Origin of the sequence: Janthinobacterium lyxosi (assembly GCF_051380665.1) — a bacterium.
Classification (GTDB): Bacteria; Pseudomonadota; Gammaproteobacteria; order Burkholderiales; family Burkholderiaceae_D; genus Janthinobacterium.
In genome coordinates, this window is sequence record NZ_JBNYXM010000035.1 from 1 (window position 1) to 25165 (window position 25165).

Annotated in this window: 26 protein-coding genes, 4 tRNA genes and 1 riboswitch; of the genes, 15 read left to right on the forward strand and 15 right to left on the reverse strand. The window is 63.5% G+C overall.

Annotation, left to right across the window (positions count from 1 at the left end; translation table 11 throughout):
• Window positions 1–170: 170 nt before the first annotated feature.
• A tRNA-Lys gene (locus tag ACQ4WP_RS24835) sits at window positions 171–246 on the reverse strand.
• 78 nt (window positions 247–324) lie between these two features.
• A tRNA-Lys gene (locus ACQ4WP_RS24840) sits at window positions 325–400 on the reverse strand.
• A gap of 120 nt (window positions 401–520) precedes the next feature.
• On the opposite strand from ACQ4WP_RS24840, the gene ACQ4WP_RS24845 reads away from it, so the two are divergent.
• Together ACQ4WP_RS24845 and ACQ4WP_RS24850 are read left to right on the forward strand one after the other, a co-directional pair.
• Complete coding sequence (locus ACQ4WP_RS24845; RefSeq protein WP_436525319.1) at window positions 521–979, forward strand: MarR family winged helix-turn-helix transcriptional regulator; 459 nt, start codon at window positions 521–523, stop codon at window positions 977–979.
• A complete protein-coding gene (locus ACQ4WP_RS24850) occupies window positions 976–2475 on the forward strand; it encodes an MDR family MFS transporter (RefSeq protein ID WP_436525321.1) in 1500 nt (499 codons plus the stop codon). The genes ACQ4WP_RS24845 and ACQ4WP_RS24850 overlap by 4 nt, the downstream gene beginning before the upstream one ends.
• Here the strand turns inward: ACQ4WP_RS24850 and ACQ4WP_RS24855 are convergent.
• Entirely contained in the window at window positions 2469–3557 is a 1089-nt protein-coding gene (locus tag ACQ4WP_RS24855; protein ID WP_436525323.1) for an NADH:flavin oxidoreductase/NADH oxidase, read from the reverse strand. The two genes, ACQ4WP_RS24850 and ACQ4WP_RS24855, sit on opposite strands and share 7 nt — an antisense overlap.
• 106 nt (window positions 3558–3663) lie before the next feature.
• Here ACQ4WP_RS24855 and ACQ4WP_RS24860 point away from each other — a divergent pair, with 106 nt between their 5' ends.
• Both ACQ4WP_RS24860 and ACQ4WP_RS24865 read left to right on the forward strand, forming a co-directional pair.
• Complete coding sequence (locus ACQ4WP_RS24860) at window positions 3664–4005, forward strand: ArsR/SmtB family transcription factor (RefSeq protein WP_436525325.1); 342 nt, start codon at window positions 3664–3666, stop codon at window positions 4003–4005.
• A gap of 122 nt (window positions 4006–4127) precedes the next feature.
• Window positions 4128–5258 carry an acyltransferase family protein gene (locus tag ACQ4WP_RS24865; RefSeq protein ID WP_436525327.1) on the forward strand — a complete coding sequence of 377 codons (1131 nt, stop codon included), beginning with the start codon at window positions 4128–4130 and terminating at the stop codon, window positions 5256–5258.
• A gap of 32 nt (window positions 5259–5290) precedes the next feature.
• On the opposite strand, the gene ACQ4WP_RS24870 is transcribed toward ACQ4WP_RS24865, so the two are convergent.
• The 11 genes from ACQ4WP_RS24870 to ybgC all read right to left on the reverse strand — a co-directional run bounded on the left by ACQ4WP_RS24870 (window position 5291) and on the right by ybgC (window position 11560).
• Window positions 5291–5527, reverse strand: coding sequence for a type II toxin-antitoxin system RelE/ParE family toxin (locus ACQ4WP_RS24870; protein WP_436525329.1), 237 nt, complete (start codon window positions 5525–5527; stop codon window positions 5291–5293).
• Window positions 5528–5540: 13 nt separating this feature from the next.
• Window positions 5541–5744: a type II toxin-antitoxin system RelB family antitoxin gene (gene relB, locus ACQ4WP_RS24875; protein ID WP_436525331.1), complete on the reverse strand. Its 204-nt coding sequence runs from the start codon at window positions 5742–5744 to the stop codon at window positions 5541–5543.
• A gap of 144 nt (window positions 5745–5888) precedes the next feature.
• Window positions 5889–5964: transfer RNA gene (locus ACQ4WP_RS24880), tRNA-Lys, on the reverse strand.
• A gap of 88 nt (window positions 5965–6052) precedes the next feature.
• A tRNA-Lys gene (locus tag ACQ4WP_RS24885) sits at window positions 6053–6128 on the reverse strand.
• Between the two features lie 67 nt (window positions 6129–6195).
• Window positions 6196–6954 (reverse strand): tol-pal system protein YbgF, encoded by a 759-nt coding sequence (ybgF, locus tag ACQ4WP_RS24890; RefSeq protein ID WP_436525333.1) that lies wholly within the window; start codon window positions 6952–6954, stop codon window positions 6196–6198.
• Window positions 6955–7088: 134 nt separating this feature from the next.
• A complete protein-coding gene (gene pal / locus ACQ4WP_RS24895; protein ID WP_034786578.1) occupies window positions 7089–7610 on the reverse strand; it encodes a peptidoglycan-associated lipoprotein Pal in 522 nt (173 codons plus the stop codon).
• Window positions 7611–7653: 43 nt separating this feature from the next.
• Entirely contained in the window at window positions 7654–8922 is a 1269-nt protein-coding gene (gene tolB, locus ACQ4WP_RS24900; protein WP_436525384.1) for a Tol-Pal system beta propeller repeat protein TolB, read from the reverse strand.
• A gap of 5 nt (window positions 8923–8927) precedes the next feature.
• Complete coding sequence (tolA, locus tag ACQ4WP_RS24905; protein WP_436525336.1) at window positions 8928–9917, reverse strand: cell envelope integrity protein TolA; 990 nt, start codon at window positions 9915–9917, stop codon at window positions 8928–8930.
• 48 nt (window positions 9918–9965) lie between these two features.
• Window positions 9966–10406: an ExbD/TolR family protein gene (locus ACQ4WP_RS24910; RefSeq protein ID WP_242428498.1), complete on the reverse strand. Its 441-nt coding sequence runs from the start codon at window positions 10404–10406 to the stop codon at window positions 9966–9968.
• Between the two features lie 15 nt (window positions 10407–10421).
• Window positions 10422–11111 (reverse strand): protein TolQ, encoded by a 690-nt coding sequence (tolQ, locus tag ACQ4WP_RS24915; protein ID WP_071324706.1) that lies wholly within the window; start codon window positions 11109–11111, stop codon window positions 10422–10424.
• Window positions 11112–11158: 47 nt separating this feature from the next.
• A complete protein-coding gene (gene ybgC / locus ACQ4WP_RS24920) occupies window positions 11159–11560 on the reverse strand; it encodes a tol-pal system-associated acyl-CoA thioesterase (protein WP_099387060.1) in 402 nt (133 codons plus the stop codon).
• A gap of 315 nt (window positions 11561–11875) precedes the next feature.
• Window positions 11876–12002, forward strand: a riboswitch (ZMP/ZTP riboswitch).
• 111 nt (window positions 12003–12113) lie between these two features.
• Here ybgC and glyA point away from each other — a divergent pair.
• The 11 genes from glyA (at window position 12114) to ACQ4WP_RS24975 (ending at window position 24635) form a co-directional block, all read left to right on the forward strand.
• Entirely contained in the window at window positions 12114–13361 is a 1248-nt protein-coding gene (gene glyA, locus ACQ4WP_RS24925) for a serine hydroxymethyltransferase (protein WP_102122545.1), read from the forward strand.
• A 144-nt stretch (window positions 13362–13505) separates the two neighbouring features.
• On the forward strand, window positions 13506–13970 hold the full coding sequence (nrdR, locus tag ACQ4WP_RS24930; RefSeq protein ID WP_071078724.1) for a transcriptional regulator NrdR: 465 nt from the start codon (window positions 13506–13508) through the stop codon (window positions 13968–13970).
• Window positions 13971–14201: 231 nt separating this feature from the next.
• A complete protein-coding gene (pilV, locus tag ACQ4WP_RS24935) occupies window positions 14202–14786 on the forward strand; it encodes a type IV pilus modification protein PilV (RefSeq protein WP_436525340.1) in 585 nt (194 codons plus the stop codon).
• Window positions 14787–14791: 5 nt separating this feature from the next.
• The gene (locus ACQ4WP_RS24940; RefSeq protein ID WP_436525342.1) at window positions 14792–15760 is read left to right on the forward strand and encodes a PilW family protein; all 969 of its coding nucleotides are present in this window, start codon (window positions 14792–14794) and stop codon (window positions 15758–15760) included.
• Between the two features lie 84 nt (window positions 15761–15844).
• Window positions 15845–16429 carry a pilus assembly PilX family protein gene (locus ACQ4WP_RS24945; RefSeq protein ID WP_436525344.1) on the forward strand — a complete coding sequence of 195 codons (585 nt, stop codon included), beginning with the start codon at window positions 15845–15847 and terminating at the stop codon, window positions 16427–16429.
• Window positions 16426–20325, forward strand: a complete 3900-nt coding sequence (locus tag ACQ4WP_RS24950) for a pilus assembly protein (RefSeq protein ID WP_436525346.1) — start codon at window positions 16426–16428, stop codon at window positions 20323–20325. Before ACQ4WP_RS24945 ends, ACQ4WP_RS24950 begins: the two co-directional genes overlap by 4 nt.
• 88 nt (window positions 20326–20413) lie before the next feature.
• On the forward strand, window positions 20414–20905 hold the full coding sequence (locus ACQ4WP_RS24955; protein WP_436525348.1) for a type IV pilin protein: 492 nt from the start codon (window positions 20414–20416) through the stop codon (window positions 20903–20905).
• Window positions 20906–20908: 3 nt separating this feature from the next.
• Entirely contained in the window at window positions 20909–21478 is a 570-nt protein-coding gene (locus ACQ4WP_RS24960) for a GspH/FimT family protein (RefSeq protein ID WP_436525350.1), read from the forward strand.
• A 62-nt stretch (window positions 21479–21540) separates the two neighbouring features.
• Window positions 21541–22614: a bifunctional diaminohydroxyphosphoribosylaminopyrimidine deaminase/5-amino-6-(5-phosphoribosylamino)uracil reductase RibD gene (gene ribD / locus ACQ4WP_RS24965; protein WP_436525386.1), complete on the forward strand. Its 1074-nt coding sequence runs from the start codon at window positions 21541–21543 to the stop codon at window positions 22612–22614.
• 31 nt (window positions 22615–22645) lie between these two features.
• Window positions 22646–23281 (forward strand): riboflavin synthase, encoded by a 636-nt coding sequence (locus ACQ4WP_RS24970; RefSeq protein WP_436525352.1) that lies wholly within the window; start codon window positions 22646–22648, stop codon window positions 23279–23281.
• Between the two features lie 97 nt (window positions 23282–23378).
• On the forward strand, window positions 23379–24635 hold the full coding sequence (locus tag ACQ4WP_RS24975; RefSeq protein ID WP_436525354.1) for a hypothetical protein: 1257 nt from the start codon (window positions 23379–23381) through the stop codon (window positions 24633–24635).
• On the opposite strand, the gene ACQ4WP_RS24980 is transcribed toward ACQ4WP_RS24975, so the two are convergent.
• Entirely contained in the window at window positions 24632–25057 is a 426-nt protein-coding gene (locus tag ACQ4WP_RS24980) for an OsmC family protein (RefSeq protein ID WP_436525356.1), read from the reverse strand. The genes ACQ4WP_RS24975 and ACQ4WP_RS24980 overlap by 4 nt on opposite strands.
• Window positions 25058–25165: the final 108 nt, after the last annotated feature.

Consider the following 25165-nt stretch of genomic DNA (forward strand, 5'->3'; position numbering starts at 1 on the left):
CGACAACGCTCAATTTAAAAGCCAGACTGTAATCGCGCTGGCTGCGCCTAAACCCTTGTTCCATTTGACACTCCTTCTTTGCGTCGAAAAAGTGTCAACTTATTCCAGGACGGGTCACAGAAACAAAAAAAAGCCCACGAACCGAAATTCGTGGGCTTTCCTGACGTATTTGGTAGGCCGTGCGGGATTCGAACCTGCGACCAACGGATTAAAAGTCCGCTGCTCTACCAGCTGAGCTAACGACCCAAAAACTTTGACTACTTACTGCGGTAACGCTGTGCGGTGATGCTTGCCATGACGACTTGCAAACAAACCACAAATTCTTGGTAGGCCGTGCGGGATTCGAACCTGCGACCAACGGATTAAAAGTCCGCTGCTCTACCAGCTGAGCTAACGACCCAAGGGCGGCTATTATGACGGCCAACGGCGGTTTTGGGAAGGGCGGGGATGGAAAAAAACCTTGCGTGGCGCGCGGGTGCCGTCTAATATGGGTAGGTAGTCTACCTATTTATATATGCCCATGCCCAATACTGAAGACTTTCCCATCCCCGCACGCGCACTGGCGCTGTCCGATGACTTGCGCCTGGCGTTCAAGCGCCTGCTGCGTTCCATGCAGCGCGAAGGGGGCGAGCTGGAGGGCAGCGTATCGATGATGCAATACATGCTGCTGGCGCTGATCCACGAGCAGCCCGGCATCGGCGTGGCCGCGCTGGCGCGGCTGCAGAATGTGCGCGGGCCCACCGTCAGCGCGCAGGTCAAGTCTTTGGCCGAGGCGGGGTTGGTCGAGCGCAGCGCGCCCGATCCGCAAGACCGGCGCCGTTCGGGTCTGCACGTATCCGCGCAAGGCCTGGCCATCCTCGAGACCCTGCGCGCGCGCCGCCGTGATGCGCTGGCGCGGCGCATCGCCCGCCTGTCGCCGCAGCAGATCGATGCGCTGGCCGCCGCCATGCAGCCGCTGCTTGAGATTGGCCAGGCATGAGCGGCCACGATCACGCCGCCGGCGCGGAAAAAGACGCTGCCAAACCCGTCACCGAGCGCGAAGTGCGCGCCATCTATCTGGGCCTGATGGCCGTGCTGGGCCTTGGTGCGCTGGACCAGAGCATCGTTGCCACGGCCTTGCCGCGCATCGTCGATGACCTGGGCGGCATGGCGCATTTGTCGTGGGTGGTCACGGCGTATGTGCTGGCCTCGACGGCCACCATGCCCCTGTACGGCAAGCTGGCCGACCAGTATGGCCGCCGCCCCATGATCTTTACTGCCTTGCTGACCTTTTTGCTTGGTTCCGTGCTGTGCGCTCTGGCGCAGAACATGACGGAACTGATCATTTTCCGCGCCATCCAGGGCCTGGGCGCGGGCGGCTTCATGCCGCTGGCGCAAATCATCATCGGCGACATCGTGCCGCCGGCCGAGCGGGGCAAGCGGCAAGGCATGGTGCCCATCGTGTTTGCCGTCACCAGCGTGCTGGGGCCCGTGCTGGGCGGCGTGATCACGGATGCCTTGTCGTGGCACTGGATTTTCTTTGTCAACCTGCCCATCGGCACGGCCGCCTTTGTCATCATCGCGCGCGCCATGCGTAAACCCGTACGCACGCATGCGCACAAGATCGACTACCTGGGGTCGGCATTGCTGACGGGCGCCATCACGGCGGCCCTGCTGGTGCTGGCGCTGGGCGGCACGGAGTGGCCGTGGGATTCCTTGGCCATCAAGGTGTGCGGCGGTGTCGCCGTGCTGCTGGGGATCTGGCTGGCGTTCCACGTGGGGCGCGTGGATGAACCCGTGCTGCCGCCCGACCTGTTCGAAAACCGCACCTTCAATATCGCCAGCCTGGTGATGGCCGTGACTTTCATGGGCCTGATGGGCGCCAGCGTCTTCTTCCCCCTGTTCTTCCAGCTGGTGATGGGCACCAGTCCCGCCGAATCGGGCGTGATGACGGTGGCGATGATGGTGGGGCTGGTGGCCTCGTCGATGTTCAACGGCCGGGTGCTGTCGCGCTCGGGCAAGTACAAGATGGTGCAGGTGGCGGGATTAGCTGTGGCGCTGCTGGCGTTTGCCGTGCTGGCCTGGGCCATGGCAACGTCGCGCGGTTACTGGATCATCGAGCCGGCCATCTTCTTCCTGGGCACGGGGCTGGGACTGGTGATGCCGAACATGACGATTGCCGTGCAAAATGCCTTGCCCCTGGCACGGCGCGGCGTGGGCACGGCCATGCTGGCCTTTTTCCGCTCATTGGGCGGTTTGCTGGGCGTGACGGCCTCCGGCGCCATCCTTGCGCACCAGTTGCACCAGCATGGCGTGGAAGCCGTCTCGGCGCTGGGTGCGCACGCGGCGGCGCAGACGGTCGAGGTTTACCGCCATGCGATCGCCAGCGTGTTTGGCGCCGGCGCCGTGCTGCTGCTATTGGGGCTGGTTTTCCTGCTGTTTCTGCCGGAACTGCCCCTGGAGGGGCATCCGGCAACGGTCAAGGACGATCAATAGCGTTCCAGCCAGTGCGCGTAGGGCGCGGGCAGGGTCCACGAGGCGCGCTCCACGCCAAGTTCCTTGGCGGCAAAGTATGCCCAGTGCGGATTGGCCAGGTGCGCCTTGCCCACCATCACCACGTCCAGCTGTTCTTCCTTGACGACACGCTCGGCGATGGCTGGCGTGCCGAAGCCCCAGGCGGACGAAACCGGCACACCCGCTTCGCGGCGGACGCGCTCGGCGATCGGGCCCATGAAGGCCGGACCCCAGGGAATCGACACGTCGGGAATGGTGAAGCCCATGCTGACGCTGAGCATATCCATGCCCGCATCCTTGAACTGGCGCACCAGGCCGATCGATTCGAGCAGGGTCTGCTCGTCGCGGCCATCGAATTCCAGCACGCCAAAGCGGATGGTCAGCGGCAGGTGCTCGGGCCATACTGCACGCACGGCCTTTAATGTTTCCAGCAGGAAGCGGCTGCGGTTTTCCAGGCTGCCGCCATAGATGTCGTCGCGCTGGTTCGAATGGGTGGAAAAGAAGCTTTGCGCCAGATAGCCGTGGGCGAAGTGCAGTTCCAGCCATTCAAAGCCCACTTCGCGGGCGCGCACGGCCGCGTCGACGAAGTTCTGTTGCACGCGGGCGATATCGTCGAGGTCCATGGCGCGCGGCACTTTCGGCAGGCCGCCGCCAAAGGCGATGGCGGACGGGGCGATGGTTTGCCAGCCGCGCGCATCGCCTTCAGCGATATGGTCGTCGCCTTCCCATGGGCGGTTGGCGCTGGCCTTGCGGCCCGCGTGGGCGATCTGGATGCCGGGCACGGAGCCGGCCGCCTTGATGGCTTTCACAACAGGCACGAAGGCTTGCGCCAGGTCATCGTTCCAGATGCCCGTGCAGCCGGGCGTGATGCGCCCTTCCGGCGCCACGGCCGTCGCTTCGACGATCACCAGGCCCGCGCCGCCGCGCGCCATGCCCGCGTAATGCGACAGATGCCAGTCGTTGGCCTGGCCATCGACGGCCATGTACTGGCACATGGGCGGCACGGCGATGCGGTTGCGCAGGGTGATGTCTTTAAGACTGAAGGGTTGGAAGAGGGCGGACATGGTGGCCTTTGTGTGTGTTGATGAAAATATAGGGAAATGCTGATTCGGTAGTTCGTAAATATTCGAAGAATGGAATTAGTATAGCGCATGCTGTATGATTCTGCTCATGCGCCCACATAAACATCCTCCCGCCAGCGAATTCGTCCTCGAGCGCGTGCTCTACGCCTTGAGCGATTCCATTCGCCTCGACATCGTGCGCCACCTGGCCAGAGTTGACGCGGCCGCCTGTGGCGACCTCGACGGCGGACGGCCGAAATCGACCGTTTCCCACCATTTCAAGGTCTTGCGCGAAGCGGGCTTGGTTTACACGGAAAACGCGGGTACGACGCACATGAACACCCTGCGCCGCGCCGATATCGAGAGCCGCTTCCCCGGTTTGCTGGACGCCATCCTGGCGCAGCAGCCATTGGCGCCCGAGCCACCGGAGGCGGAAAAGCCGGCAGCTTAGCCGCCTGCCGTGCCCCGCCATCTTCCAGGCTCGGCTATGATATCGGCCTTTCGGTAAATCCTCAGCCGCGCGCCTGTTGCGCGATGGGCTGGCGACACTACCTGGCACGGCAAGGGATGGGAATGACGGCAGCAGCAGCGGTATCTCAGGCGGACCTGGCAAAGCGTCCGCAGTTTGGCTGGATCAATGGTTTAAAGGCAGGCGCGGCGCAATTGATCGTGTTGCACCACCTGGCGTTTTACGGACCCATGTCCGACTATGTGCGGCCCCTGTGGCCCGAGTTGCTGGACTGGCTGGGCGGCAGCGCGCGCATCGCCGTGCAAGTGTTTCTCGTCATCGGCGGCTTTCTGGTCGCCAAATCCCTCTCTCCCGCCGGCCATCCCGGCATCGCCACCCCCTTGCAAGCCATCTGGCGCCGCTATGCCAAGCTGGCGCCGCCTTTCCTGGCCGCCACCTTGCTCGCCGCCATCATTACGCCTGTGGCCGGCATCTGGATGCTGCACGATTCCATGTCGGCCGCCGTCACCCTGGGCCAGCTGAGCGCCCATGCCTTGCTGCTGCACGGCGTGCTGGGCTATGAATCGCTGTCGGCCGGCGCTTGGTATGTGGCCATCGATTTCCAGCTGTACCTGCTGACGGTATCGCTGCTGTTGCTGGGCGGCCCCCTGGCGGGCCAGCGGCGCGGGCACTGGCTGATGCCATTGGCCGTCACCGTGGGCATCACCTTTTCCTTGCTGTACTTCAACCTGGACGCGGACTGGGACAATTGGGCGCCGTATTTCTTCGGCAGCTATGGCCTCGGCATGCTGGCCTGGTGGGCCAGCGACCCCAGGCGCAAGCCCGGTGCCATGACCACGCTCATGGCCATGGCCGCCGTGCCCGTCCTGCTGGCCCTGGCCGTCGATTACCGCAGCCGCATCGCCCTGGCGCTGATCGTCGCCTGCGCCCTGTTCCTGTTCGGCCGTGCCCGCACGCCTTCGCAGGGCGGCGCCTGGCGCATCATCAACGCCCTGGGGCGCATCTCGTATGCCGTATTCCTCGTCCACTTCCCTGTCAGCCTGCTGGTGAATGCCTTGTTTATCACGTATGTGCCGCTCGAACCGGCGTGGCAGGCGCTGGGCATGCTGACCGCCTGGGGCGCCAGCCTGGCGGCCGGGGCCGCGTTTCACCGCTGGGTGGAGGTGCCGCTGGGGCGGGTGATGGGTGGGGTGGTGGCGCATCTGGCCGGGAGGCCGGCGTTGGTGTCGCGTTAAGGACTGGTTTCCGATATGCCGGGAGGAGGGGATTAAGGATATAGTTGCCGTGTATGCATGACGGCAAGAATTTCTATTGCGCTCGCTGCAACGCGATATACGACGACATAGTTTGGATGGGCAACCAGTTCACGCGTGCCGACAACTCTACCGGTTCGGTATAGGTGAGGATGATTTGGAAGTTGTGAAATAGCGTTGTCGATATCGTTGTAACGCTGAAGTGCTGCTGGCTGGTTGCGCTGCGCGATGTAAGTGAGGATCGCGGTCAAATCTCACTGCGCTTCAGCCTTCCATAGAATCGGCAGCATGGTCATCAGGCTGGGCTGCGACGATTTTCCTCAGTTGCGCCATGACCGTTTCATGTGGATGGGCTGGGCGGTCATCATTTAGTGATGCCAATGCCTTTGCACGAAACCAGTGGTCATAGGTTTCGGCTGCTTCCGTTGTCTCAAATTCGGACGTGGTCGAGGATGGGGTGCCGTTCATGATTATCTGATTATACGACAGTCCGACAGAGGCGTATCGCAAGTGGTGGGGTGTTTGATTTGTGTCAGCGATGGCATCCCGTGCAAGTGATGCTGCTGAAAAACAAAAAAGCCAACCGCGAACGGTTGGCTTCTTCATAGTATTTGGTAGGCCGTGCGGGATTCGAACCTGCGACCAACGGATTAAAAGTCCGCTGCTCTACCAGCTGAGCTAACGACCCAAAAACTTGTACAACAACTTCGGTAACACTGTGCCGTAAAAAAATGCTTGCTAGAACAACTCGCAAGCAGATCAGTACTGCGTATTCGTGGTAGGCCGTGCGGGATTCGAACCTGCGACCAACGGATTAAAAGTCCGCTGCTCTACCAGCTGAGCTAACGACCCGAAGAAGGAAGATTATAGGGGGTGCCCGGGATTCTGTCAAACCTAACGGGCAATTTTTTCCCCGCTTTTACTTTTTGCCGCCCCGTTCCTTGGCGGCCTGGGCCGCGCTGGAGTCCGGGTAGCGCGAGATCAGGGCGTTCAGCGTCTTGGTCGCGTTCGGCTTGTCTTTCAGCTCCGTGTAGCAGCTGGCGATGTTGAGCATGGCGTCGGGCGCCTTCGGGCTGTCCGGGTAGTGTTTCAGCACTGCCTGCTGGGCCGTGATGGCGCTCTTGCAGTCGCGCTGGGCGTAATAGGCGTTGCCCAGCCAGTATTGCGCGTTGGCCGCGTAGGCCGATTCCGGGTAGCGCTTCACGAAGGCGTCCAGGGCCGTGACGGCACCCTTGTAGTCGCCCGACTTGAACAGGCCGAACGCCGTTTCATACGCGCTTTGCTCGGACACGCCCACGGCCGCTTCCTGGCCATCGATGGTGACCTGGCGCGGTTCGAGCTTGCGCAGGCGCGCGTCGATATCGGTGTAGAAATCCTTCTGGCGCTTTTGCGTGTTCGCCAGGTCGTTGCCCAGTACTTCGATCTGGCCGCGCAGGCGGGCGATCTCTTGCATGGTCTGGTCGTGCTGGTTGATCAGGCTCAAGGTGCTGGTCTTGTCCGCCTTGGCATCGATGCGGCTGTTCAGGTCGCGCGCCATGGCGTCGACCTTGGCGCGCAGCTCCAGGATGGCCTTGCGTGCTTCATCGTCGTCGAACAGGGCGGCGTTGGCGTGCAGGGGCAGGTAGGCAAACGCGGCCATCAAGGCGGCGGCGACGCCGGCTTTCGAGAATGTCATCATGGGTCGGGCTTTCAAAGGTTACGCAAACATGCAAACGGGGCGCCGGGCGGTGAATCACCGCGCTGCGCCCCATTATTATGCCTATGACTGGCCAGTTAGGTAAGCGTCAATGCTGCGGCGCTCACCCATGAACATCAATAAACGATGTCAGCGCGGCGGTTTTCAGCCCATGCTGCTTCGTTGCTGCCTTGAGCTTTAGGCTTTTCTTTGCCCAGCGACACGGCTTCCATTTGGCCTTCTGGCACGCCCAGGGCGGCCATCGACTTGCGCACGGCTTCAGCACGTTTCTGGCCCAGGGCCAGATTGTACTCAGCGCCACCGCGTTCATCGGTGTTACCTTGGATCAGGATCTTGCGGCTAGGCGTTTTCACCAGGTAGCCAGCGTGGTTTTGCACGACTGGAGTGTCCGCTTCGCGCACGACGTACTTGTCGAAGTCGAAGTAGATGCTGCGGTTAGCCAGCACGCCTTTTGGATCGTCCAGTGGATCGACCGATGCGGTCGTCACTGGCTGAACTTGACGGGTGTCAACTGGTGCAACGACTTTTTCAGGAGCGCGCTCAACCACTGGGGTTTCTGCTACTTTGACTGGGGTGCTGCAGGCGGACAGCAGGGCTGCGGTAGCGGCGATGAAAGCCAAACTTTTAAAGTTACTCATTTTTATTCTCCGGGTCATGGTTAAAGGTGAAACTGTACAGCATTTACTTCATGAAAGGACCCCAGGTGGGCTCCTTGATATTGCCAGCTTGCGTAGTCAAACGCTGTTTGACGCGGCCATCCACCGATACCACTGCCAGCGACTTGCGTCGTCCGGATTCGGTCGCGTACATGATATATTTCCCGTTGGGCGAAAAGCTCGGTGATTCGTCGTTGGCGGTGTCCGACAGGCGCAGTTCCTGGCCACTAGCCAGGTCGAGCGCGTAGAGCTGGAAATTGCCGTCGCGACGGGAAATATAAGCGAGAGTCTTCCCGTCGGAGGAAATCCGCGGGCTGATGTTGTAGGAGCCGCCAAACGTCACGCGCTTGGCTTCGCCACCGCTGACCGACATGCGGTAAATCTGTGGTCCGCCGCTGCGATCGCTGGTGAAGTAAATGCTTAGCCCATCGGCCGAGAATTGGGGTTCGGTATCGATGCCGCTGCTGCTGCTGACGCGGCGCAAGCCGCTGCCGTCGGCATTGACGGTATAGACCTGGGTATGGCCATCGCGCGACAGGGCCACGGCCAGGCGCGAACCGTCCGGGCTCCAGCTCGGCGCCGAATTGCTGCCTTTTTCATTCGACACGATGGTGCGCTGGCGCGTTACCAGGTTTTGCACGTAGACGATGGGCTTTTTCTTTTCAAACGAGACATACGCCACCTTGGTGCCGTCCGGCGACCACGACGGCGAAATGATCGGCTCGTTCGAGCGCAGGGCGACCTGGATGCCTTCGCCATCGGCGTCGGCCACTTCCAGGCGGTATTCGCGGCCCGATTGCGTGACGTAGGCGATGCGCGTGGCGAACGCGCCTTTGACGCCCGTCAGCTTTTCATAGATGTCATCGGCAATTTTATGCGCCAGCAGGCGGTTGAACTGCGGCGCTGCCGCATTGTTCATGCTGGATATCTGCGCGCCCTTGATGGTGTCGAACAGCTTGTAGCGCACGTCCAGGCGGCCGTCGGCCATGCTTTGCACGGTGCCGGCCGCCAGCGCATCGGCGCCGCGCGACTTCCATTGGTCGTAGCTGACGGGCGCCGTTTCCGATACGGGCGCATCGGCGTCGATCAGCTTGAACACGCCGCTGCGCGCCAGGTCGGCCTTGATGATGCCCGACAGCGATTGCGGCGCCGCCGATTCATTGACAAAGCTGGCGACAGCCACCGGGATCTGGTTGCTGCCGATCCCTGTAATCTCCACGCGCAGCTGCGCCTGGGCGCTTGACGCTCCCAGCATGAGGCTGGCGCAGAGCACGACATAGCTCATTTTTTTCATGGTCATCATTTAGGCAAATCCTTCATCTCGAATATGAGTTCAATCTCGCGTTCCACGGTGCCGTCTTTTTTCTTCGGCAGTGGCGACGATTTATTAATGGCGTTTTCCACCGAGCTGTCATACGCCGGCAGGCCGCTACTTTTAATCTTTCGGACCGAAATAATTTCCCCAGTTGGCAGTTGCTCGATCTTGAACACGGCGCGCGGGTTGCCCGGCACGTCCGTGCTACCGCTGTACGCGATATTGCTCTTGATCTTGCTCGTCAGGGCAGCGACATAGCCGCTGTCCTTGCGTGGCGCGGTCGCTTTCGCGGCCGTGCCCGTTGTGCCGGCGCCTGCCGCACCCGTGATGCGACTCATTTCAGCAGCACGCGCCTTGTCGACGGCTTTTTTCTCTTCCGCCGCTTTTTTCGCCTTGGCAGCTTTTTCCGCCGCCGCTTTTTTGTCGGACAGTTCTTTCTCGGCTTTTTCTTCCGCCGCTTTTTCTTTTTCTTTGGCTTCCTTTGCTTTCTCCAGCTTGTCAGCCTTGTCTTTTTCTTTCTGCTTCTGTTTTTCCAGTTCGCGCTTTTCTTCCTCGCGTTCCTTCAATTCCTGCTTGCGGCGTTCTTCCGCTGCCGCTTTCTCTTCTTTCAGCTTGGCCTTTTTGCGTTCCAGGGCGATCTCCGCCTCGCGCAGGTCGACCTTCGGTTCGGGCGCTGCCACTGGCGGCGGTGGCGGCGGGGCCGGCTGCTCCACTTGCGGTTCCGGCGGCGGCGCCGGTGTCGGCTCCGGCTGCGTCGCCACGTCGGGCGGCGGCGCGGCCGTCTGCACCTGCATGTCCCACACTTCCGCTTCGACGGCGACAGGTTCCGTATTTTGCCAGTGTACGCCTACCCACAGGAAAAACAGCAGGCCAAGGTGCATCGCCAGCGCCAGGCCCAGCGAGGGCCAGCGGCTGCGTTCGCGCGGCACGCTGTAGGGCTTGCCGAGTACATGGTCGATTTGTTTGGTCTGCAAAGTCTGGTCTATCTAAAAACGGTCAAGTCTGGAAACAGGGTGCTGTGCTTACTTGGTGGCCAGGCCGACGCGGGTAATGCCCATCTTTTTCGCTTCAGAGATGAGCTGGATCACATCGTCGTACTTGCTTTCCTTGTCGCCCGCAATCATCACGGGATAGTCGGGATTGCTCTCGTGCAAGCCGCGCAGCTTGCGCAGCAGGGCGTCGCGGTTCGGTTCCGTTTCCGGCGACAGCTGTTCCTTGCCGATGACGCCGATCGACAGCGAACCATTCGGTTTCAGCACGATTTGAATATAGTCATCGGGCGGTTTGGCCGACCTTTCCGCGTTGGGCAAGTTCACCACGCTGGGATTGTTCGACGATGGCATCACCATGAAAATGATCAGCAGCACCAGCATCACGTCGATGTACGGCACGACGTTGATTTCGGACTTGAACTTGCGGCCACGGCCACCGCGCATGCCGCCGCTATTGAATGAGGAACCCATGGACGCTGCTCCCTCTTAGCGCGACTGGCGCTGCAAGATGTTGGAGAATTCCTCGACGAAGCTCTCGAAGCGGATCGCCAGGCGGTCGATGTCATGCGAAAAACGGTTGTAGGCGACGACGGCGGGAATCGCCGCGAACAGGCCGATGGCGGTGGCGATCAGCGCTTCGGCAATGCCGGGCGCGACGGCGGCCAGGGTGGCTTGCTGCACGTTGGCCAGGCCGCGGAAGGCGTTCATGATGCCCCACACGGTGCCCAGCAGGCCGATGTAGGGCGAGACGGAGCCGACGGAGGCGAGGAAGGCCAGGTGCGATTCGAGCACGTCCATTTCACGCTGGAAGGCGGCGCGCATGGCGCGGCGGGCGCCGTCGAGCACGGCGCCGACGTCCAGCGCTTCGCGCGAACCGTAGGAAGCCTTGCCCTTGATGAATTCGCCCATGCCGGCATCGAAGATGCGCGCCAGCGCGCCACTCTGGTCGCGGTTGCCGTTGGCACTTTGATGCAGCGCATGCAGGTTGCCGCCGGCCCAGAAGCTGCGTTCAAATTCGATGGTTTGTTTGCGCGCCTGGCGCACGGCAAACATCTTGCGGAAAATGTAGGTCCAGCTGGTCAGGGAAATCAGCAGCAGCAGGGCCATGATCAGTTGCACGATCAAATGGGCATTGGAGATGAGCGCGAGGAAAGAAAGATCTTGTGTAACGTTCATTGGCTGGCAGTCTGTTGGGTGAATTGTCCGGGGGTGGCGGGTAGGGCTCAGGCGGCGCGCATGCGGGCCGCCACTGCATCAGGCACGGCGCGCGGGCGCAGTGCCGAGTCGACGCAGCCGATCTTGACGCGGGCCGTGTTCAGCAGGCGGTCGCCGCACCAGGCTTGCTGCAGGAAAACGATGGAGGCGCGCCCCATTTTTTCTATGCTTAAGGTTAATCTTACCGTGTCATCGAGCCTGGCTGGCGCATGATAGTCGGCGTTGACGCTTTTGACAACGAACATCGCGTCATGCTGTTCCAGTAATGCCTGCTGGCCCACGTCGATGGCGCGCAGCCATTCGGTGCGCGCGCGTTCGAAGAATTTCAGGTAGTTTGCGTAATAGACGATGCCGCCGGCGTCGGTGTCTTCATAGTAGACACGTACGTTCCAGGTAAAGACTGAAGGCATGTTTATTGCGCCAGTAGTGAGATTGAGCAACATTTTACGCGATTTTTCTTCTTGTGACTGTGGGCGCTTGCTGGAAAGCCATGCAAAAGCTGCATATAAGTTGCACCGCAGCATTGTAAATCCAGGGTGCACAATGGCAAGCTTCGTAACATACGCTTACATGCCGCAGTCAGGTTTAAGTCAAGCTTAAGCGCCGCATTCATACTCCCAGGCGGCCCGTGGCGGTGCCCGGGTTGCGGTGGCGCGCGGCGATTATAGCTGTACGGTTGCATTCCTTGCTCAATTTGGGCACTTAACTTACAATTTGATTTCCATTACGTCTCACGTGACTGGCGAAAAGTCGGAGCGATCCCCACAATGTGGCGTTCGGCAAACCGGCGAAAGGTGGGCACCCACCGGGAAACGTGAGATTTTTCATCAGCCGTTCGCCTGGGTAGCCACTATGGAAAAGCACGAAGAGGCTGCCTGTCCAATGTTGTTATTCACTTAACGCCGGCTCCCCTCATTCGATCCAACCTGCCAGTACAAGCACCCTCATACTTGGAGTTTTTACATGTTTGCAAAAGATCATACCCTCGCCAACGTCGATCCTGAATTGTTCGCCGTCATTCAAAAAGAGAACACGCGCCAGCACGACCACATCGAACTGATCGCGTCGGAGAACTACACCTCGCCAGCCGTCATGGAAGCGCAAGGCTCGCAACTGACCAACAAGTATGCCGAAGGCTATCCGGGCAAGCGCTACTACGGCGGCTGCGAATTCGTCGACATCGCCGAACAACTGGCCATCGACCGCGTGAAAAAACTGTTCGGTGCCGAATGCGCGAACGTGCAGCCGAACTCCGGCTCGCAGGCGAACCAGGGCGTGTTCTTTGCCATGCTGAAACCAGGCGACCTGATCATGGGTATGTCGCTGGCCGAAGGCGGCCACCTGACCCACGGCATGCCGCTGAACATGTCCGGCAAATGGTTCGACGTGGTGTCGTATGGTTTGACGGCGGAAGAAGATATCGACTACGAGGCGATGGAACGCCTGGCCCGCGAACGCAAGCCTAAGCTGATCATCGCCGGCGCGTCGGCCTTCTCGAAAAAGATCGACTTCGAGCGTTTCGGCAAGATCGCCAAGGAAGTGGGCGCCTACTTCATGGTCGACATGGCCCACTACGCGGGCCTGATCGCCGCCGGCCTGTACCCGAACCCGGTGCCGTTCGCCGACTTCGTCACCTCGACCACGCACAAATCATTGCGCGGCCCGCGCGGCGGCATCATCCTGATGAAGGCTGAACACGAAAAAGCCATCAACTCGGCCATCTTCCCTGGCATCCAGGGCGGCCCGCTGATGCACGTGATCGCCGGCAAGGCCGTTGCCTTCAAGGAAGCGCTGAGCCCTGACTTCGTCGAATACCAGAAGCAAGTGATCAAGAACGCCGACGTGCTGGCGAAAACCCTGATCAAGCGCGGCCTGCGCATCGTGTCCGGCGGCACCGAGTCGCACGTCATGCTGGTCGACCTGCGCGCCAAGAACCTGACGGGCAAGGAAGCCGAAGCCATCCTCGGTTCCGCGCACATCACCTGCAACAAGAACGGCATCCCGAACGACCCGCAAAAACCCTTCGTCACCTCGGGCATCCGCCTGGGCAGCCCGGCGATGACGACGCGCGGTTTCAAGGAAGCGCAAGCGGAAGAAGTGGGCAACCTGATCGCCGACGTGCTGGATAATCCGCATGACGCCGCCACCATCGAGCGCGTCAAAGCGGCCGTGAAAGTACTGGCCGACGCGCACCCTGTGTACGCTGCATAATTATTTGTCCAGAATGTGTCATACGGAGTAAGATTCTGTCTGACACATTCCAGTCGTGCCCAAGGGCGCCCGGAGTGATTCGGGCGCCCTTTGTACAAGGGCGGCGATTTCCCGTAATTATTACTATAAAGTTGTAGCCAGCCCATGAAATGTCCATTTTGCCAGCATGGCGATACCCAGGTTCTCGATACGCGCGTATCGGAGGAAGGGGATGCCATTCGGCGCCGCCGCCGCTGCGGCAAATGCGACAAGCGTTTTACCACCTACGAACGCATTGAACTTATCATGCCGGCCGTCGTCAAAAAGAATGGCAGCCGGACGGAGTTCGCTGCGGATAAGTTGCGCGGCAGTTTGATGCTGGCCTTGCGCAAGCGTCCCGTCGCGGCCGCCTCTGTGGATACGGCCATCGCCTCCATCCAGGAAAAATTGCTGACCAGCGGCTTGCGCGAAGTCGATTCCGGCTATATCGGCGAACTGGTCATGCAAGAACTCAAGCGTCTCGACAAGATCGCCTACATCCGCTTCGCCTCCGTCTACAAGAATTTCGAAGACCTGGCCGAGTTCCAGGATGCGATTGCCGAAGTGGGGCAGGCGCGCAGCAAGCCCTGACGTTCACATTGTCGAACACGGGGCTGGTCGTGCGCCCTGTTTTCACCACGCCAGCGCTCGCCTGGCAAGCCGCCTGATCAATCCAGGCGCTTTTTCCCCCTTCTTTTTCTCCTTTTCGCGGCGACGTTTGCGCTGCCTCATACCTGCGTTTTTGCGCGCGCCTATCGTGTAGCTGGGCCGGGCGTTCGTGCGGCTCCAGTCCGGGTTTGATTCTGTCAGCAGGAGAAGCTCATGCATAGCGGCGCGCGTGGTCCCATGGATGGCAGCAGCCTCGTCGAGGTGCTGGTGTCGCTGCTGCTGTTGGCGCTGGGTCTGCTCGGTGCCAGCATCCTGCAACTGAGCTCCCTGCGCGCGCGCCATGAGTCGGCGCTATTGTCGGCTGGCGTGCAACTGGCCGCCGGCATGGCCGAGCGCATGCGGGCGAACAGCGTGCTCATGCATGGCCCCGATACGGGCAATCCCTACCTGAACGTGGCCTACGCGGCGGCGGACGGCGCCGACGCTGGCGGCGGTGCGCCGGACTGTTTCGGCGCTGCCGCCTGCGGCGCGGCGCAGCTGGCGCAGTTCGACATCGCCGAGTGGAAACAGCAGCTGCAATCGGCCTTGCCCGGCGCGCGCCTGCATATCTGCCGCGATGCTCCCGCGTGGGACGCTGCCGCCCAGGGCTTGCACTGGGCCTGCAGTGGCGGCAAGGGCGCGCCCATCGTCATCAAGCTGGGCTGGCGCGCCCGCCTGCCAGATGGCTCGCCCGCCGTGAATGCGGCAGGCGAGTTGCTGCCCAGGCTGGCATTCCAGCTGGGGGGAGGCGGTGCATGAATGGCATGCCTATCGCATGGCACCGGCAGCGCGGCATGAGCCTGGTCGAATTGCTGGTGGCCCTGTCGCTGGGTGCGCTGCTGATGCTGGCGGCCAGCACCATGCTGCTGGCGGCCAGCGGCAGCTATGGCGACCAGTCCGCCAGTGCGCGCCTGGACGACAACGGCCGCTATGCGCTCGATACCATCGCCCGGGCCGTGCGCCAGACGGCATATGTGAACTGGGACAGCAGCGCCGCGCCCGTTGCCCATGCGGCGCATGACAGCGCGAATATCGCCGGGCTCGACGCGCACAGCCTGGGCAAGAACAGCGAGGGCATCAGCGGCGCGCTACCCGGCGCCCTGCATGGCAGCGATGTGCTGGCCCTGCGCTATTACGGCGCCGGCAAGGAAGAGGGCGGCGACGGTTCCGTGCTCAATTGCGCCGGCTTTGGCGTGGGCGCCGCGCAAACGGAGGTGCAGCGGGGCTGGAGCATTTTCTACGTGGCGCAGGGCGCCGATGGCGAGGGCGAGCTGCGCTGCAAATATCGTGGCGCGAACGGCTGGGGCGCGGACGCCATCATCCGCGGTGTTGACGGTTTTCAGGTGCTGTATGGCCTCGATACGGATACGCCGCCCGACGGCGTGGCGAACCGCTATGTCAATGCCAGCGCGCTCGACGCCTACGATGCGGCGCTGTTGCTGGCGGGCGCGGATGCGGCCGCACGTCAGCGCGATTTTCACCGCCGCACGCACTGGAAGCGCGTGGCCAGCGTGCGCGTGGCGCTGCTGTTGCATGGCGAGGCGGGCCAGCTGGACAAGATAGCGGAACTGGGGCCGGCACAGTTCGACCTGTTCGGCAAGGCGTATGCCGAGGCGCACGGCGCCGGTGACACGGGCGTGCGCATCGCGCGCGCGTCCTTGCCCGCCGCAACGCGCTCCAGGCTGCGGCAACTGGTGCAGACGAGCATCATGCTGCGCAACGGGCCGACCTAGGCGGGCGGCGCGATGGCTGGCGCGGGTGTCCGCTGTTGCGAACCTTGGTGCGCAGCTCGTGTACGTCACGGTGGCGCCACCCTCGTGTATGTGCTGTGCCTGCTGGTGATCATCTTGCTGCTGGGCATATCGGCGGCGCAGATCGCCTTGCAGGGCGAAAAGGCGGCACGCGGCGAGCGCGACCGGCAGATCGCGTTTCAGGCGGCGGAGGAGGCATTGGTGGATGCGCAGGACGATATCGAAGGCTTGCCTGGCGCGCCGGGGCGTAGCAGCCTCTTCGCACCAGGCAGTGCGGCCGGGTTCGCGGACGGCTGTGGCGAGGGAGGCGCACTCGGCCTGTGCCTGCCCGCAGCCCCGGACGCGCCGGCGCTCTGGTTAAGTATGGACCTCGATGGCGCCGAAGGGGGGAGCCGCGCCGTGCCATATGGCCAGTTCACGGGCGCCGTCATGCAAACGGGGCAGGGTTTTCTGCCGTCGCGCCGGCCCCGTTACCTCATTGAATTGCTGCCGTTTCACCCACCCGGCGCGCAGGCCACGGCCGTGGCCGGCGGCCTGGCCACGGAAAGCTATGTGTACCGCATCACGGCCATCGGTTTTGGCGCGCAGGAAAGCACGCAAGTCGTGCTGCAAAGTTATTATCGAAAGCATGCGGCCGGAGCGGTGCCATGAGGGCGCCGTGGTCCGCTTTGTCGTCCGCGTTGCGGCACGCAGGCCGCGTCTGGCTGACGCTGCTGGTCTGTCTGGTTTTCCTGACTTGCGGCGGTGCCTTCGCTGCCGTCCCCACGGTGGAACTGGCGCGTGCCGACGCGGGGCTGCATGGCGCGCGCGTGCCGCCGAATCTGCTGCTCAACCTGTCCCTTACGCATGCGGCCGCTGCTGCCGCGCATGGGGGCGACTATGCGCCGCAGCGCGAGTACGCCGGTTACTTCCATGCGCGCATGTGCTACAGCTATCCGTATCGCAGCAAGGATGGCGCCATGCTGCCGGACTTGCGCGTAGCGACCGCTTACTTCTCCGTGCTGAAACCGGCCGATGCGCTGCACGGCTGCGGCGGCGACAGTTTCAGCGGCAACTTTCTCAACTGGGCCAGCACCAGCATGCTCGACATCGTGCGCTATGCCTTGACGGGCGGCGACCGCGTCATCGACGAAGTGCGCAAGACGGTGCTGCAGCGCGCCTGGCTGCCCGACGCCGACGGCCCCATCGATTTCTTTGCCCACCCCGCCTTTTTTCCGCGCAAGGTCTTGCAGGCCGACGTGGCGGCGGCGACGCCGTTTGCGCTGGCGCAACTGGCCATCGTTTCCTGTCGTAACCGCCTGCTGTTCGGCGATGCCAGCCTCGGCCAGTCTGCGGGCGGCAGTTGCGACGCGCCAGGCTTTGCTGCCACGCACGGCGTATTCCTCGCGCGCGTGTGCGTGTGTGACGCCGATGAGGGACCGCTGCGCGACGACTTGTGCCTGGCGTATGGCAAGAACTACAAGCCGGTGGGTGCCGTGCAGCGCCATGGCGGCAGGGTGCGCGTGGGCGTGTTTGGCCACTTGAACGGCATGCCCGCCAGCGCCGGCCCCGTGTATGGCGGCGTACTGCGCGCGCCGCTGGCCCACGTGGGCAGGCAGCGCTGGGCGGCGCCCGATTTTTTGCCGCAAGACAATGCCGACGCCGAGTGGAATCCCGCCACTGGCGTATATATAGCCCAAGCTGCGGGGCCTGGCAGCGGGGTGACCGCTTACATCAATGGCCTGGGCCGCAGCAAAGCGGGGTATCCGGGCGTGTATGCCAGGGCGGCGCCGCTGGCTGAATTGCTGTACGAATCGCTGCGCTACCTGCAGGGACGGCAAGCGAGCGCCGCGCCTGCCACAACCCCGCCCGCCACGGCCCCGCCTGCCATCGACGACGGCTTGCCGGTCGTGATTGCGTGGAGCGACCCGCAGACGGCCAGCTGCCAGCGCCACATCGTTGTCAGCCTGGGCGATGCGGGCATGGCGGGCGACCGTTACGTACCCGGCAATGTTCCGGCGACTCCCGCATCAAACGGCGACCGTGCACGCGCCGCGGATGGCTTTGCGCCACCGCCGTTCGATGCGATGGCCTGGACGCATGCGGTGGGCAGCCTGGAAAGCGGCGGCGCGCAGGGCAATCCCGCGCCACGGCCTGAACTGGCGGCATTGGAACTGTTGGGCTATGGGGCCGGTGGCGCCAGTTACCATGCGGCGGGCCTGGCCTACTGGTCGCATGTGCAGGCGCTGCGTCCTGGCGCCAAGAACGACGGCGTTGCAAAGGTCGAGCACTATGCGGGCGACTTGCGCCAGGGCGATCCGGCCGGCGTGCCCGCCGCCACTCCCTTATTGTTGGCGGCCAAATATGGCGGCTTTCTCGATGCGAACGGCGACGCCAACCCCTACAAGAGCGCGACGGGCAGCGCGTTGGAGGAATGGAGCCTCGATGGCCGCTGGCCTAGCCATTACCTGCCCGGCAGCGATCCGGCCGCCCTGATCGCGGGATTGCGCGCAGCTTTTGCGGCCGCCGACAAGGGCAGCTTGCCGGCGACGCTCGCAGGACCAGCCCTGATGGCGCTGGCCAGCGGCGTGGAAGAGGCATACTGGTTCCAGACGCAGATGCGCCTGGCCGATGGCAGCATGACCTTGTCGCGCACCGCGTTTGCCGTGGGTGCCGCTGGCGCACTGCTTCCTGGCAAGCCATGGTGGCGCGCCGGCGGCCAGGATAAGCTCGTGCCAGATGGAACGTCCATGGCCTTGCGTCCCGTCTACACGCTCGACGCCAAGGGCGCCCTGATGCCGCTGGCCTGGAAGCGCCTCGACGCAGCGCAGCGCGGCGCGTTCGACGGCGGCGATGGCCAAGCGGGCCAAGGAGAAGCGCGCCTGGCGTATCTGCTGGGCCAGCGCACGCACGAGGTGGGCCAGCCAGGCGGCTTCCTGCGGCGCCGTGCAGGCAACCTGGGCGCCGCGCCGCATGGCAATCTGCTGTACGTGGGTGCGCCGGGGCTGGGCATGCCGGGTGCCGGCTATGGCTTGCACCACAAGGTGTTGCTGCAGCGGCGCAGAATGCTGTACCTGGGCGCCAACGACGGCTTGCTGCATGCGTTCGATGCACGCACGGGCAGCGAAGTGTTTGCCTATCTGCCGCAAGCGTTGCTGCACCTTGCGCCAGCCGCTGCGAGCACTCACTACAGCCCCGGCCCGCTGCTCGACGGCGCCGCGGCCACGGCGGAAGTGCTGGTGCTGGGACGCTGGAAGACCGTGCTGGTGTCGGGCATGGGCGGCGGGGCGCAAGGCGTGTTTGCGCTCGATATCACCGATCCGGCGCGTTTCGCGCAAGACGGGGCGCTGTGGGAATTTACGGATCGTGACGATAAGTTCATGGGCAATGTGCGCGCGCCGCCCGTCTTTGCCCGTATCAACATGGGCGGCAAGGAGGGCGCGCCGGCCTATCGCGATGTTGCCATCGTCGCCAGCGGCTACAACAACCATGTGAACGATGGCAAAGACACGACGGCGCCCGCATCGGCCGCCGCCATCTTCCTGCTGGCGCTGGACAAGGCGCCCGGCACGCCCTGGGTGTCGGGAAGTAATTACTTCCGGCTCAAGGTGCCTGTGGCCAGCGGCGGAGGCCATGAAAGCGATGGGGATGCGGGCGCCGATGTCATCCCCCACGCGCTGGGCCCGCCCGCCATGGTGCCGGGCGGCGACGGTGCGCTGGAGTATATGTATGCGGGCGATTTGCAGGGCAACATCTGGCGTCTCGACATGGCTGGCGGGCCGCCGTGGAAGGATGGCCAGGGACGCAAGCTCGTGTTTGTTGCGCGCGATGCGCAGGGCCAGCGCCAGCCTGTGACGCAGCAGCTGAACGTGGCCTACGCGCCCGGTGGCGGCTATGTGCTGCTGTTCGGCACGGGCAAGCTGGTCGAAGCGGCCGATACCTGGCCTGCCGCCTTCCTGCCGCAGTCGTTTTATGCCGTGCACGACGATTTGCGGGCAAGCTCGCCCACGCGCAGCCGGGCCGACCTGGAGCAGCGCAGCCTGGGCGAGGCGGTGGGCGGCATGCGCGTCGACGGCGCCGAGCTGCGCTATACGGGCAGCGACGCCTTGCGCGGCTGGTACCTCGATTTTTTGAATACCGCGCAGACGGGCGAACGCAGCGTCAGCAGTCCCGTACTGGCCGCCGGCAAGGTGCTGTTCAATACCGTCCTGCCGGGACGCGATCCTTGCGCCAAACCGGCCACGCGCCTGTACGTGCTCGATGTGCTGAGCGGCTTTGCCGCCGATGGTGACGGTGTCGTGCAGGCGGGCGCGCAGACGGGGCGTTTGTTCGACGGCCTGGCGCGCGCGCCGCCACTGGCGTTGGAACTGAACAGCACGGTGGGCGCCGCGACGGCGGCAGGGCGAGCCGAAGGCCGCAAGGAACTGGCCGTGCTGCAACCGGGCTTGCCCGGTACGGCCAGCGGGGCGGGACTCAAGGTCGTCAGCGCACCGCTGCCGGCCCGGCGCCTCAGCTGGCGCGAAGTGGCGAACTGGCGCGAATTGCACGAGGCGGCCAAGAAGAAATAGGCGGGGTATGGTTGGCGTGCTGAAAGTTAAAGATGCAAAGGCCGGCGCATCGCATCGGCTGGCGCTTTTTTCAGAGGAGGGACGTCGCATGGGTGCGCTGGCAAGGCGGAATGGGTCCGCTGCAAACGGTGGTGGCCTCCCTGGCTTCAGCCTGATCGAACTGCTGGCCGCGCTGGCGATCATGAGCCTGCTGTTGGCGCTGGCCGTGCCCGCCTACCATGGACATGTCGTGCGCGCCAAGCGCGTGCAGGGGCAGGCGGCCCTGCTGCGGCTGATGCAGCAGCAGGAACGCTATTATTCGCAAAACAATCACTATCTGGCATTTTCCTCGGCCTCGCCGGCGCCGCCATTTCCGTGGTGGTCCGGCGACGGGCCGGCTGCCAGCGCGGCCGGCAGCGCGTATGAAATCGAGGCGCTGGCCTGTCCCGGCATGACGATCGGGCAATGCGTGCTGTTGCGTGCCATGCCGGGCACGTCCAAGGTCGATGCGCAGTTCAAGGATGCCGATTGCGGCGTCCTCTCCTTGAGCAGCACGGGTCAGCGCGGCAGCAGCGGCCCCGCCAGCCATTGCTGGCCCTAGGCCATGACTACGCGCAAGCGTCCACCCCGGACGGGGCATACCTTGCTCGAATTGCTGGCCGTGCTGGCGATGGCCGCGCTGTTGGCGGCCGCTGCCATGCCCGGCTTGCAGCACTTGCTGGCGCGCCAGCAGGTGCGCGCGGCGGCCACGGACTTGTTTTCGGCCATCGAGTTGACGCGGGCGCAGGCGATGGCGCGCGGACAGCGCGTGCTGCTGATGCCGGCCGGGCCCGGCGGCACGGACTGGGGCACGGGCTGGCTGGTATTCATCGACCGCAATGCCAACCTGGCGTTCGACGATGGCGACGAATTGCTGTTCCGCCAGGGACCGCTGCCGGCGGGCGTCACGGCCCAGTTCGCGTTTTCATCGGCCACGGCGCCGTTTTATATCGCCTACAATGGCGCAGGACGCAGTTGCAGCGCGACCAATAGCCTGGCGGCGCGCTGGGGGACGCTATCCCTGGCTTTGGGAAAGCAGGTGCGCCATATTAAAATCAACATGCTGGGCAGGGTGCGCGTGTGCGACCCGCAGCAGCAGGCGGCCAATTGCAGCGGCGTGGCCGACAGTTCCTAACCCGACTCACCTATCACTCACTATCAAAGAAGCCCGTGGAAATACTCAACGATATCGATGGCATGCGCCTGGCGCTGGAATGGGCGGCGCGCGGTTTATACACGACCTCGCCCAATCCCCGCATCGGCTGCGTGATCGTCCGGGATGGCCAGGTGATCGGCGCCGGCGTGACGCAGGTGGCGGGGCAGGATCATGCCGAGGTGCAAGCCTTGGCGAATGCGGCGGCGCGCGGCAACGACGTGCGCGGCGCCACCGCCTATGTCACGCTGGAGCCGTGCAACCACCATGGCCGCACGCCGCCCTGTTCCGATGCGCTCGTGCGCGCGGGGCTGGGGCGCGTCGTGGCCGCCATGACGGACCCGAATCCGCTGGTGGCGGGGCAGGGACTGGCCAAGCTGGAAGCGGCCGGCATCGCCGTCACCACGGGCGTGCTGGCCGACGAAGCATATGAAATGAATATCGGCTTCTTTTCGCGCATGCAGCGCGGCAAGCCGTGGGTGCGCATGAAAACGGCGGCCAGCCTGGACGGTATGACCGCCTTGCACAACGGGCAAAGCCAGTGGATCACGGGGCCGGAGGCGCGTGCCGACGGCCACGCGTGGCGTGCGCGCGCCTGTGCCATTCTGACGGGCATCGGCACGGTCAAGGCGGACGATCCGCAATTGAACGTGCGCGCCGTCGAAACGCCGCGCCAGCCGCGCCGCATCGTCGTCGACAGTCGGCTCGACATCAGCCTCGATGCGCGCATCTTGCAGGGCAGCGGCACGTGGATCGTGGCGGCCATCGCCAACCCGGAAAAGGAGGCGCAGTTGCGCGCCCTGGGCGCGGAAGTCATTCTGTTGCCGAACGCGGCCGGCAAGGTCGACCTGGCCGCGCTGATGCTGGAGCTGGGTCGCCGGCAATGCAATGAAGTCCACGTCGAGGCCGGCTCCAGGCTGAACGGCTCGCTGATCCGCGAAGGCTGCGTCGACGAGCTGCTGGTTTACCTGGCGCCCACCTTGCTGGGCGATGCGCAAGGCATGTTTGCCTTGCCGGCATTGACGGATCTCAAACAGCAGCGCACTTTGCAATTTCACCAGGTTCAGCAAGTGGGCGAGGATTTGCGTATCCTTGCAAGATTCGCCCAGCGCAATTAATACTTTCACACTTTTTATAGGGTATAGCTCCATGTTCACAGGAATTGTTGCCGCCATCGGCAAGATTGAAACCGTGCAAGCACTCGACGGCGGCCTCGATGCCGGCGTGCGCCTGACCATCCACGCGGGCGGCTTGCCGCTGGCCGACGTGGCCCTGGGCGATTCGATCGCCATCAATGGCGCCTGCATGACGGTGGTGGAAAAGTCGGACACGGGCTTTGCAGTCGATGTCTCGCGCGAAAGCCTCAATTGCACCGTGGGCCTCGATACCACCACGGAAGTGAACCTGGAAAAGGCGCTGACCCTGGCCGAGCGCCTGGGCGGCCACCTAGTCTCCGGCCACGTCGACGGCCTGGGCATCGTGCGCAAGTTCGAAGCCGTGGGCGAATCGTGGGAACTGGTGATCGAGGCGCCGCACGAGCTGGCGAAATACCTGGCCTTCAAGGGTTCCGTCGTCGTCAATGGCGTGTCGCTGACCGTCAACCGCGTGGAAGACCTGGGCGCGGGCGCCGTCAACGGCTGCCGCTTCTCGATCAACCTGATTCCGCACACCATCGCCATGACGACCCTGAAACACGTGACGGTCGATGGCAAGGTGAACCTGGAAATCGACCTCATCGCCCGCTATGTCGAGCGCATGCTGTCGCTGGACAAGGCTGGCGCCTGATATCAGAAGACAGCAACACAGCCTCCGTCTTGCCAAGCGTGTGTTGCTTTTCTATCAGACGCGCATACTATGAAGCTTTCCGCAGTGGAGGCTAGCCATGGACCCGATTTCGCGCGCAACCGTGCCCAATGCCATACCGGCCACGTTCCACGTGGGCGCAACGACACCTCTAGCGCCGCTGGCGCCTGCGCTGCCCGTGCCGTCTTCCAGTGCGGCGGCCCTTGCCATGCTGTCGTCGACCCAGGTCGACATCTCCCCGCTGGGCCAGTTCCTGTCCGGCGTGGCCTTGTCGCGCCGGCAACTGTTGGCCTTGCAGGGCGCCACGGACGAGGCCAAGGCGGCAAATACCCCGGTGAATGTCAATGACGACTTGCTGGCGCTGGCGCGGCAACTGACGGAATCGTTCGCCCAGCTGCAAACGAGCGGCATCGATGCCAGTCAGCTGGCGACGGCTGGCGACACCCCGGGCAGCCTGGCGCAGCGCTACGATTTGCTGTCGGGCGACGGCACCACGGATGCGGCGGCCGCGCTGGCGCAGGACGGCAGCTTGCTCACCCAGGCGGGCCTGGTCCGTATCGGCATCGATTTGCGCAATGAAGATGTCGACGCTGCAACTTTACAGGCCGCGTATGCGGCCGACAGCCATGCCACCCTGGATGCCCTGCAACAGGGAACGGATGTGCTGGCGCAAGTGGGTGCCGTGCTGGTCCAGCAACAGGGTGTGCCGCTGGCGGCCGTTGTCGAAGCCGATTTGACGGGAGCAGCATTGCCGGCCAGCGCCGCGCAGGCCACGGTTCAAGGGGCGCCGGCACAAACTGCTGCCATTGCACAACGGCAACTGGAACTGCAGCAGCAACTGGAAGCGGAAGAGCTGAACCTGGACTTGCAGGAGTTGCGGCAGCCGTCGCCGGCAGCCGTCACCATCGATGAGCAGGACTTGCTGCAGGCGCAGCGGGTAGACAGCCAGCGCGTGGATGCCCAGCGCATCGACAGGGAACGCATGAATACCGATCAGCAGGCGCAGCAGGAGGAAGCCGCGAGGGCGGCCCGGGCGGCATCCGACCGGACGCAGTCGTTGGCGCAAGCGGACGCCGGCCTGGCGACGGCGCAAGCCCAGCTGGCCCGGCAAAATGCGCAGGCGCAAGAGCTGGCCGCGCAAAACGCTGGCATGGCCGTGCCGCCGCCTTCCTCGCAAGACCCGTCCGTGGCGGCAGCCATCGCCGCCTATAACCTGAACAATGCAGCCCTGAATCCCGGCTTGATGAACCGGCCGTTGCCGGCCAGCGACTCGCGCCTGCCGCTGGTGGCGCCCGTCGCTGCTGTGGAGCCCGTCAAGCCCGTGCCTAAAATCTAGGGCAGCAGGGTAGCGTCCAGGGTAATGTTGGCTTTAAGTAACTTCGACACGGGACAGCCGGCCTTGGCCTTGCCCGTCAATTCATCGAATCTGGCCTGGTCGGCGCCCGGTATCTTGGCTTTCAGGGTCAAGTGGACGGCCGTGATGGCAAAGCCATCGTCCACCTTGTCGAGGGTGACTTCGGCCGTCGTTTCCATCTTTTCCGCCGTCAGGCCCGCTTCGCCGAGGATCAGCGACAGGGCCATGGTGAAGCAGCCCGCGTGGGCGGCGCCGATCAATTCTTCGGGATTGGTGCCGGACTTGCCTTCGAAGCGGCTGGCAAAGCCGTAGGGATATTCCTGCAAGGCGCCGCTGCGCGTGCTGATGGCGCCCTTGCCGTCCTTGATGCCGCCTGACCAGATGGCCGATCCGTTGGTTTTCATATTGCCGCTCCTGTGTGGGGTGTCCTTGCGAGTGGGGCGTCAGCGCCGTGGCGGTGACTGGCTGATCTTATGCTCTTCGCAAGGCCGGCGGCGCGCGTTTTGCCGCCG

Coding starts and splice junctions, on each gene's coding strand:
- ACQ4WP_RS24860 (WP_436525325.1), top strand. CDS start 3,664: ATGCGCCCACATAAACATCCTCCCGCCAGCGAATTCGTCCTCGAGCGC.
- pal (WP_034786578.1), bottom strand. CDS start 7,610: ATGAGTAACTTTAAAAGTTTGGCTTTCATCGCCGCTACCGCAGCCCTG.
- ACQ4WP_RS24865 (WP_436525327.1), top strand. CDS start 4,128: ATGACGGCAGCAGCAGCGGTATCTCAGGCGGACCTGGCAAAGCGTCCG.
- pilV (WP_436525340.1), top strand. CDS start 14,202: ATGCATAGCGGCGCGCGTGGTCCCATGGATGGCAGCAGCCTCGTCGAG.
- ACQ4WP_RS24845 (WP_436525319.1), top strand. CDS start 521: ATGCCCAATACTGAAGACTTTCCCATCCCCGCACGCGCACTGGCGCTG.
- tolB (WP_436525384.1), bottom strand. CDS start 8,922: ATGAAAAAAATGAGCTATGTCGTGCTCTGCGCCAGCCTCATGCTGGGA.
- ACQ4WP_RS24975 (WP_436525354.1), top strand. CDS start 23,379: ATGGACCCGATTTCGCGCGCAACCGTGCCCAATGCCATACCGGCCACG.
- ribD (WP_436525386.1), top strand. CDS start 21,541: ATGCGCCTGGCGCTGGAATGGGCGGCGCGCGGTTTATACACGACCTCG.
- ACQ4WP_RS24980 (WP_436525356.1), bottom strand. CDS start 25,057: ATGAAAACCAACGGATCGGCCATCTGGTCAGGCGGCATCAAGGACGGC.
- nrdR (WP_071078724.1), top strand. CDS start 13,506: ATGAAATGTCCATTTTGCCAGCATGGCGATACCCAGGTTCTCGATACG.
- tolQ (WP_071324706.1), bottom strand. CDS start 11,111: ATGAACGTTACACAAGATCTTTCTTTCCTCGCGCTCATCTCCAATGCC.
- ACQ4WP_RS24910 (WP_242428498.1), bottom strand. CDS start 10,406: ATGGGTTCCTCATTCAATAGCGGCGGCATGCGCGGTGGCCGTGGCCGC.
- ybgF (WP_436525333.1), bottom strand. CDS start 6,954: ATGATGACATTCTCGAAAGCCGGCGTCGCCGCCGCCTTGATGGCCGCG.
- relB (WP_436525331.1), bottom strand. CDS start 5,744: ATGAACGGCACCCCATCCTCGACCACGTCCGAATTTGAGACAACGGAA.
- ACQ4WP_RS24955 (WP_436525348.1), top strand. CDS start 20,414: ATGGGTGCGCTGGCAAGGCGGAATGGGTCCGCTGCAAACGGTGGTGGC.
- ACQ4WP_RS24960 (WP_436525350.1), top strand. CDS start 20,909: ATGACTACGCGCAAGCGTCCACCCCGGACGGGGCATACCTTGCTCGAA.
- ACQ4WP_RS24850 (WP_436525321.1), top strand. CDS start 976: ATGAGCGGCCACGATCACGCCGCCGGCGCGGAAAAAGACGCTGCCAAA.
- ybgC (WP_099387060.1), bottom strand. CDS start 11,560: ATGCCTTCAGTCTTTACCTGGAACGTACGTGTCTACTATGAAGACACC.
- ACQ4WP_RS24855 (WP_436525323.1), bottom strand. CDS start 3,557: ATGTCCGCCCTCTTCCAACCCTTCAGTCTTAAAGACATCACCCTGCGC.
- glyA (WP_102122545.1), top strand. CDS start 12,114: ATGTTTGCAAAAGATCATACCCTCGCCAACGTCGATCCTGAATTGTTC.
- ACQ4WP_RS24950 (WP_436525346.1), top strand. CDS start 16,426: ATGAGGGCGCCGTGGTCCGCTTTGTCGTCCGCGTTGCGGCACGCAGGC.
- ACQ4WP_RS24940 (WP_436525342.1), top strand. CDS start 14,792: ATGCCTATCGCATGGCACCGGCAGCGCGGCATGAGCCTGGTCGAATTG.
- ACQ4WP_RS24970 (WP_436525352.1), top strand. CDS start 22,646: ATGTTCACAGGAATTGTTGCCGCCATCGGCAAGATTGAAACCGTGCAA.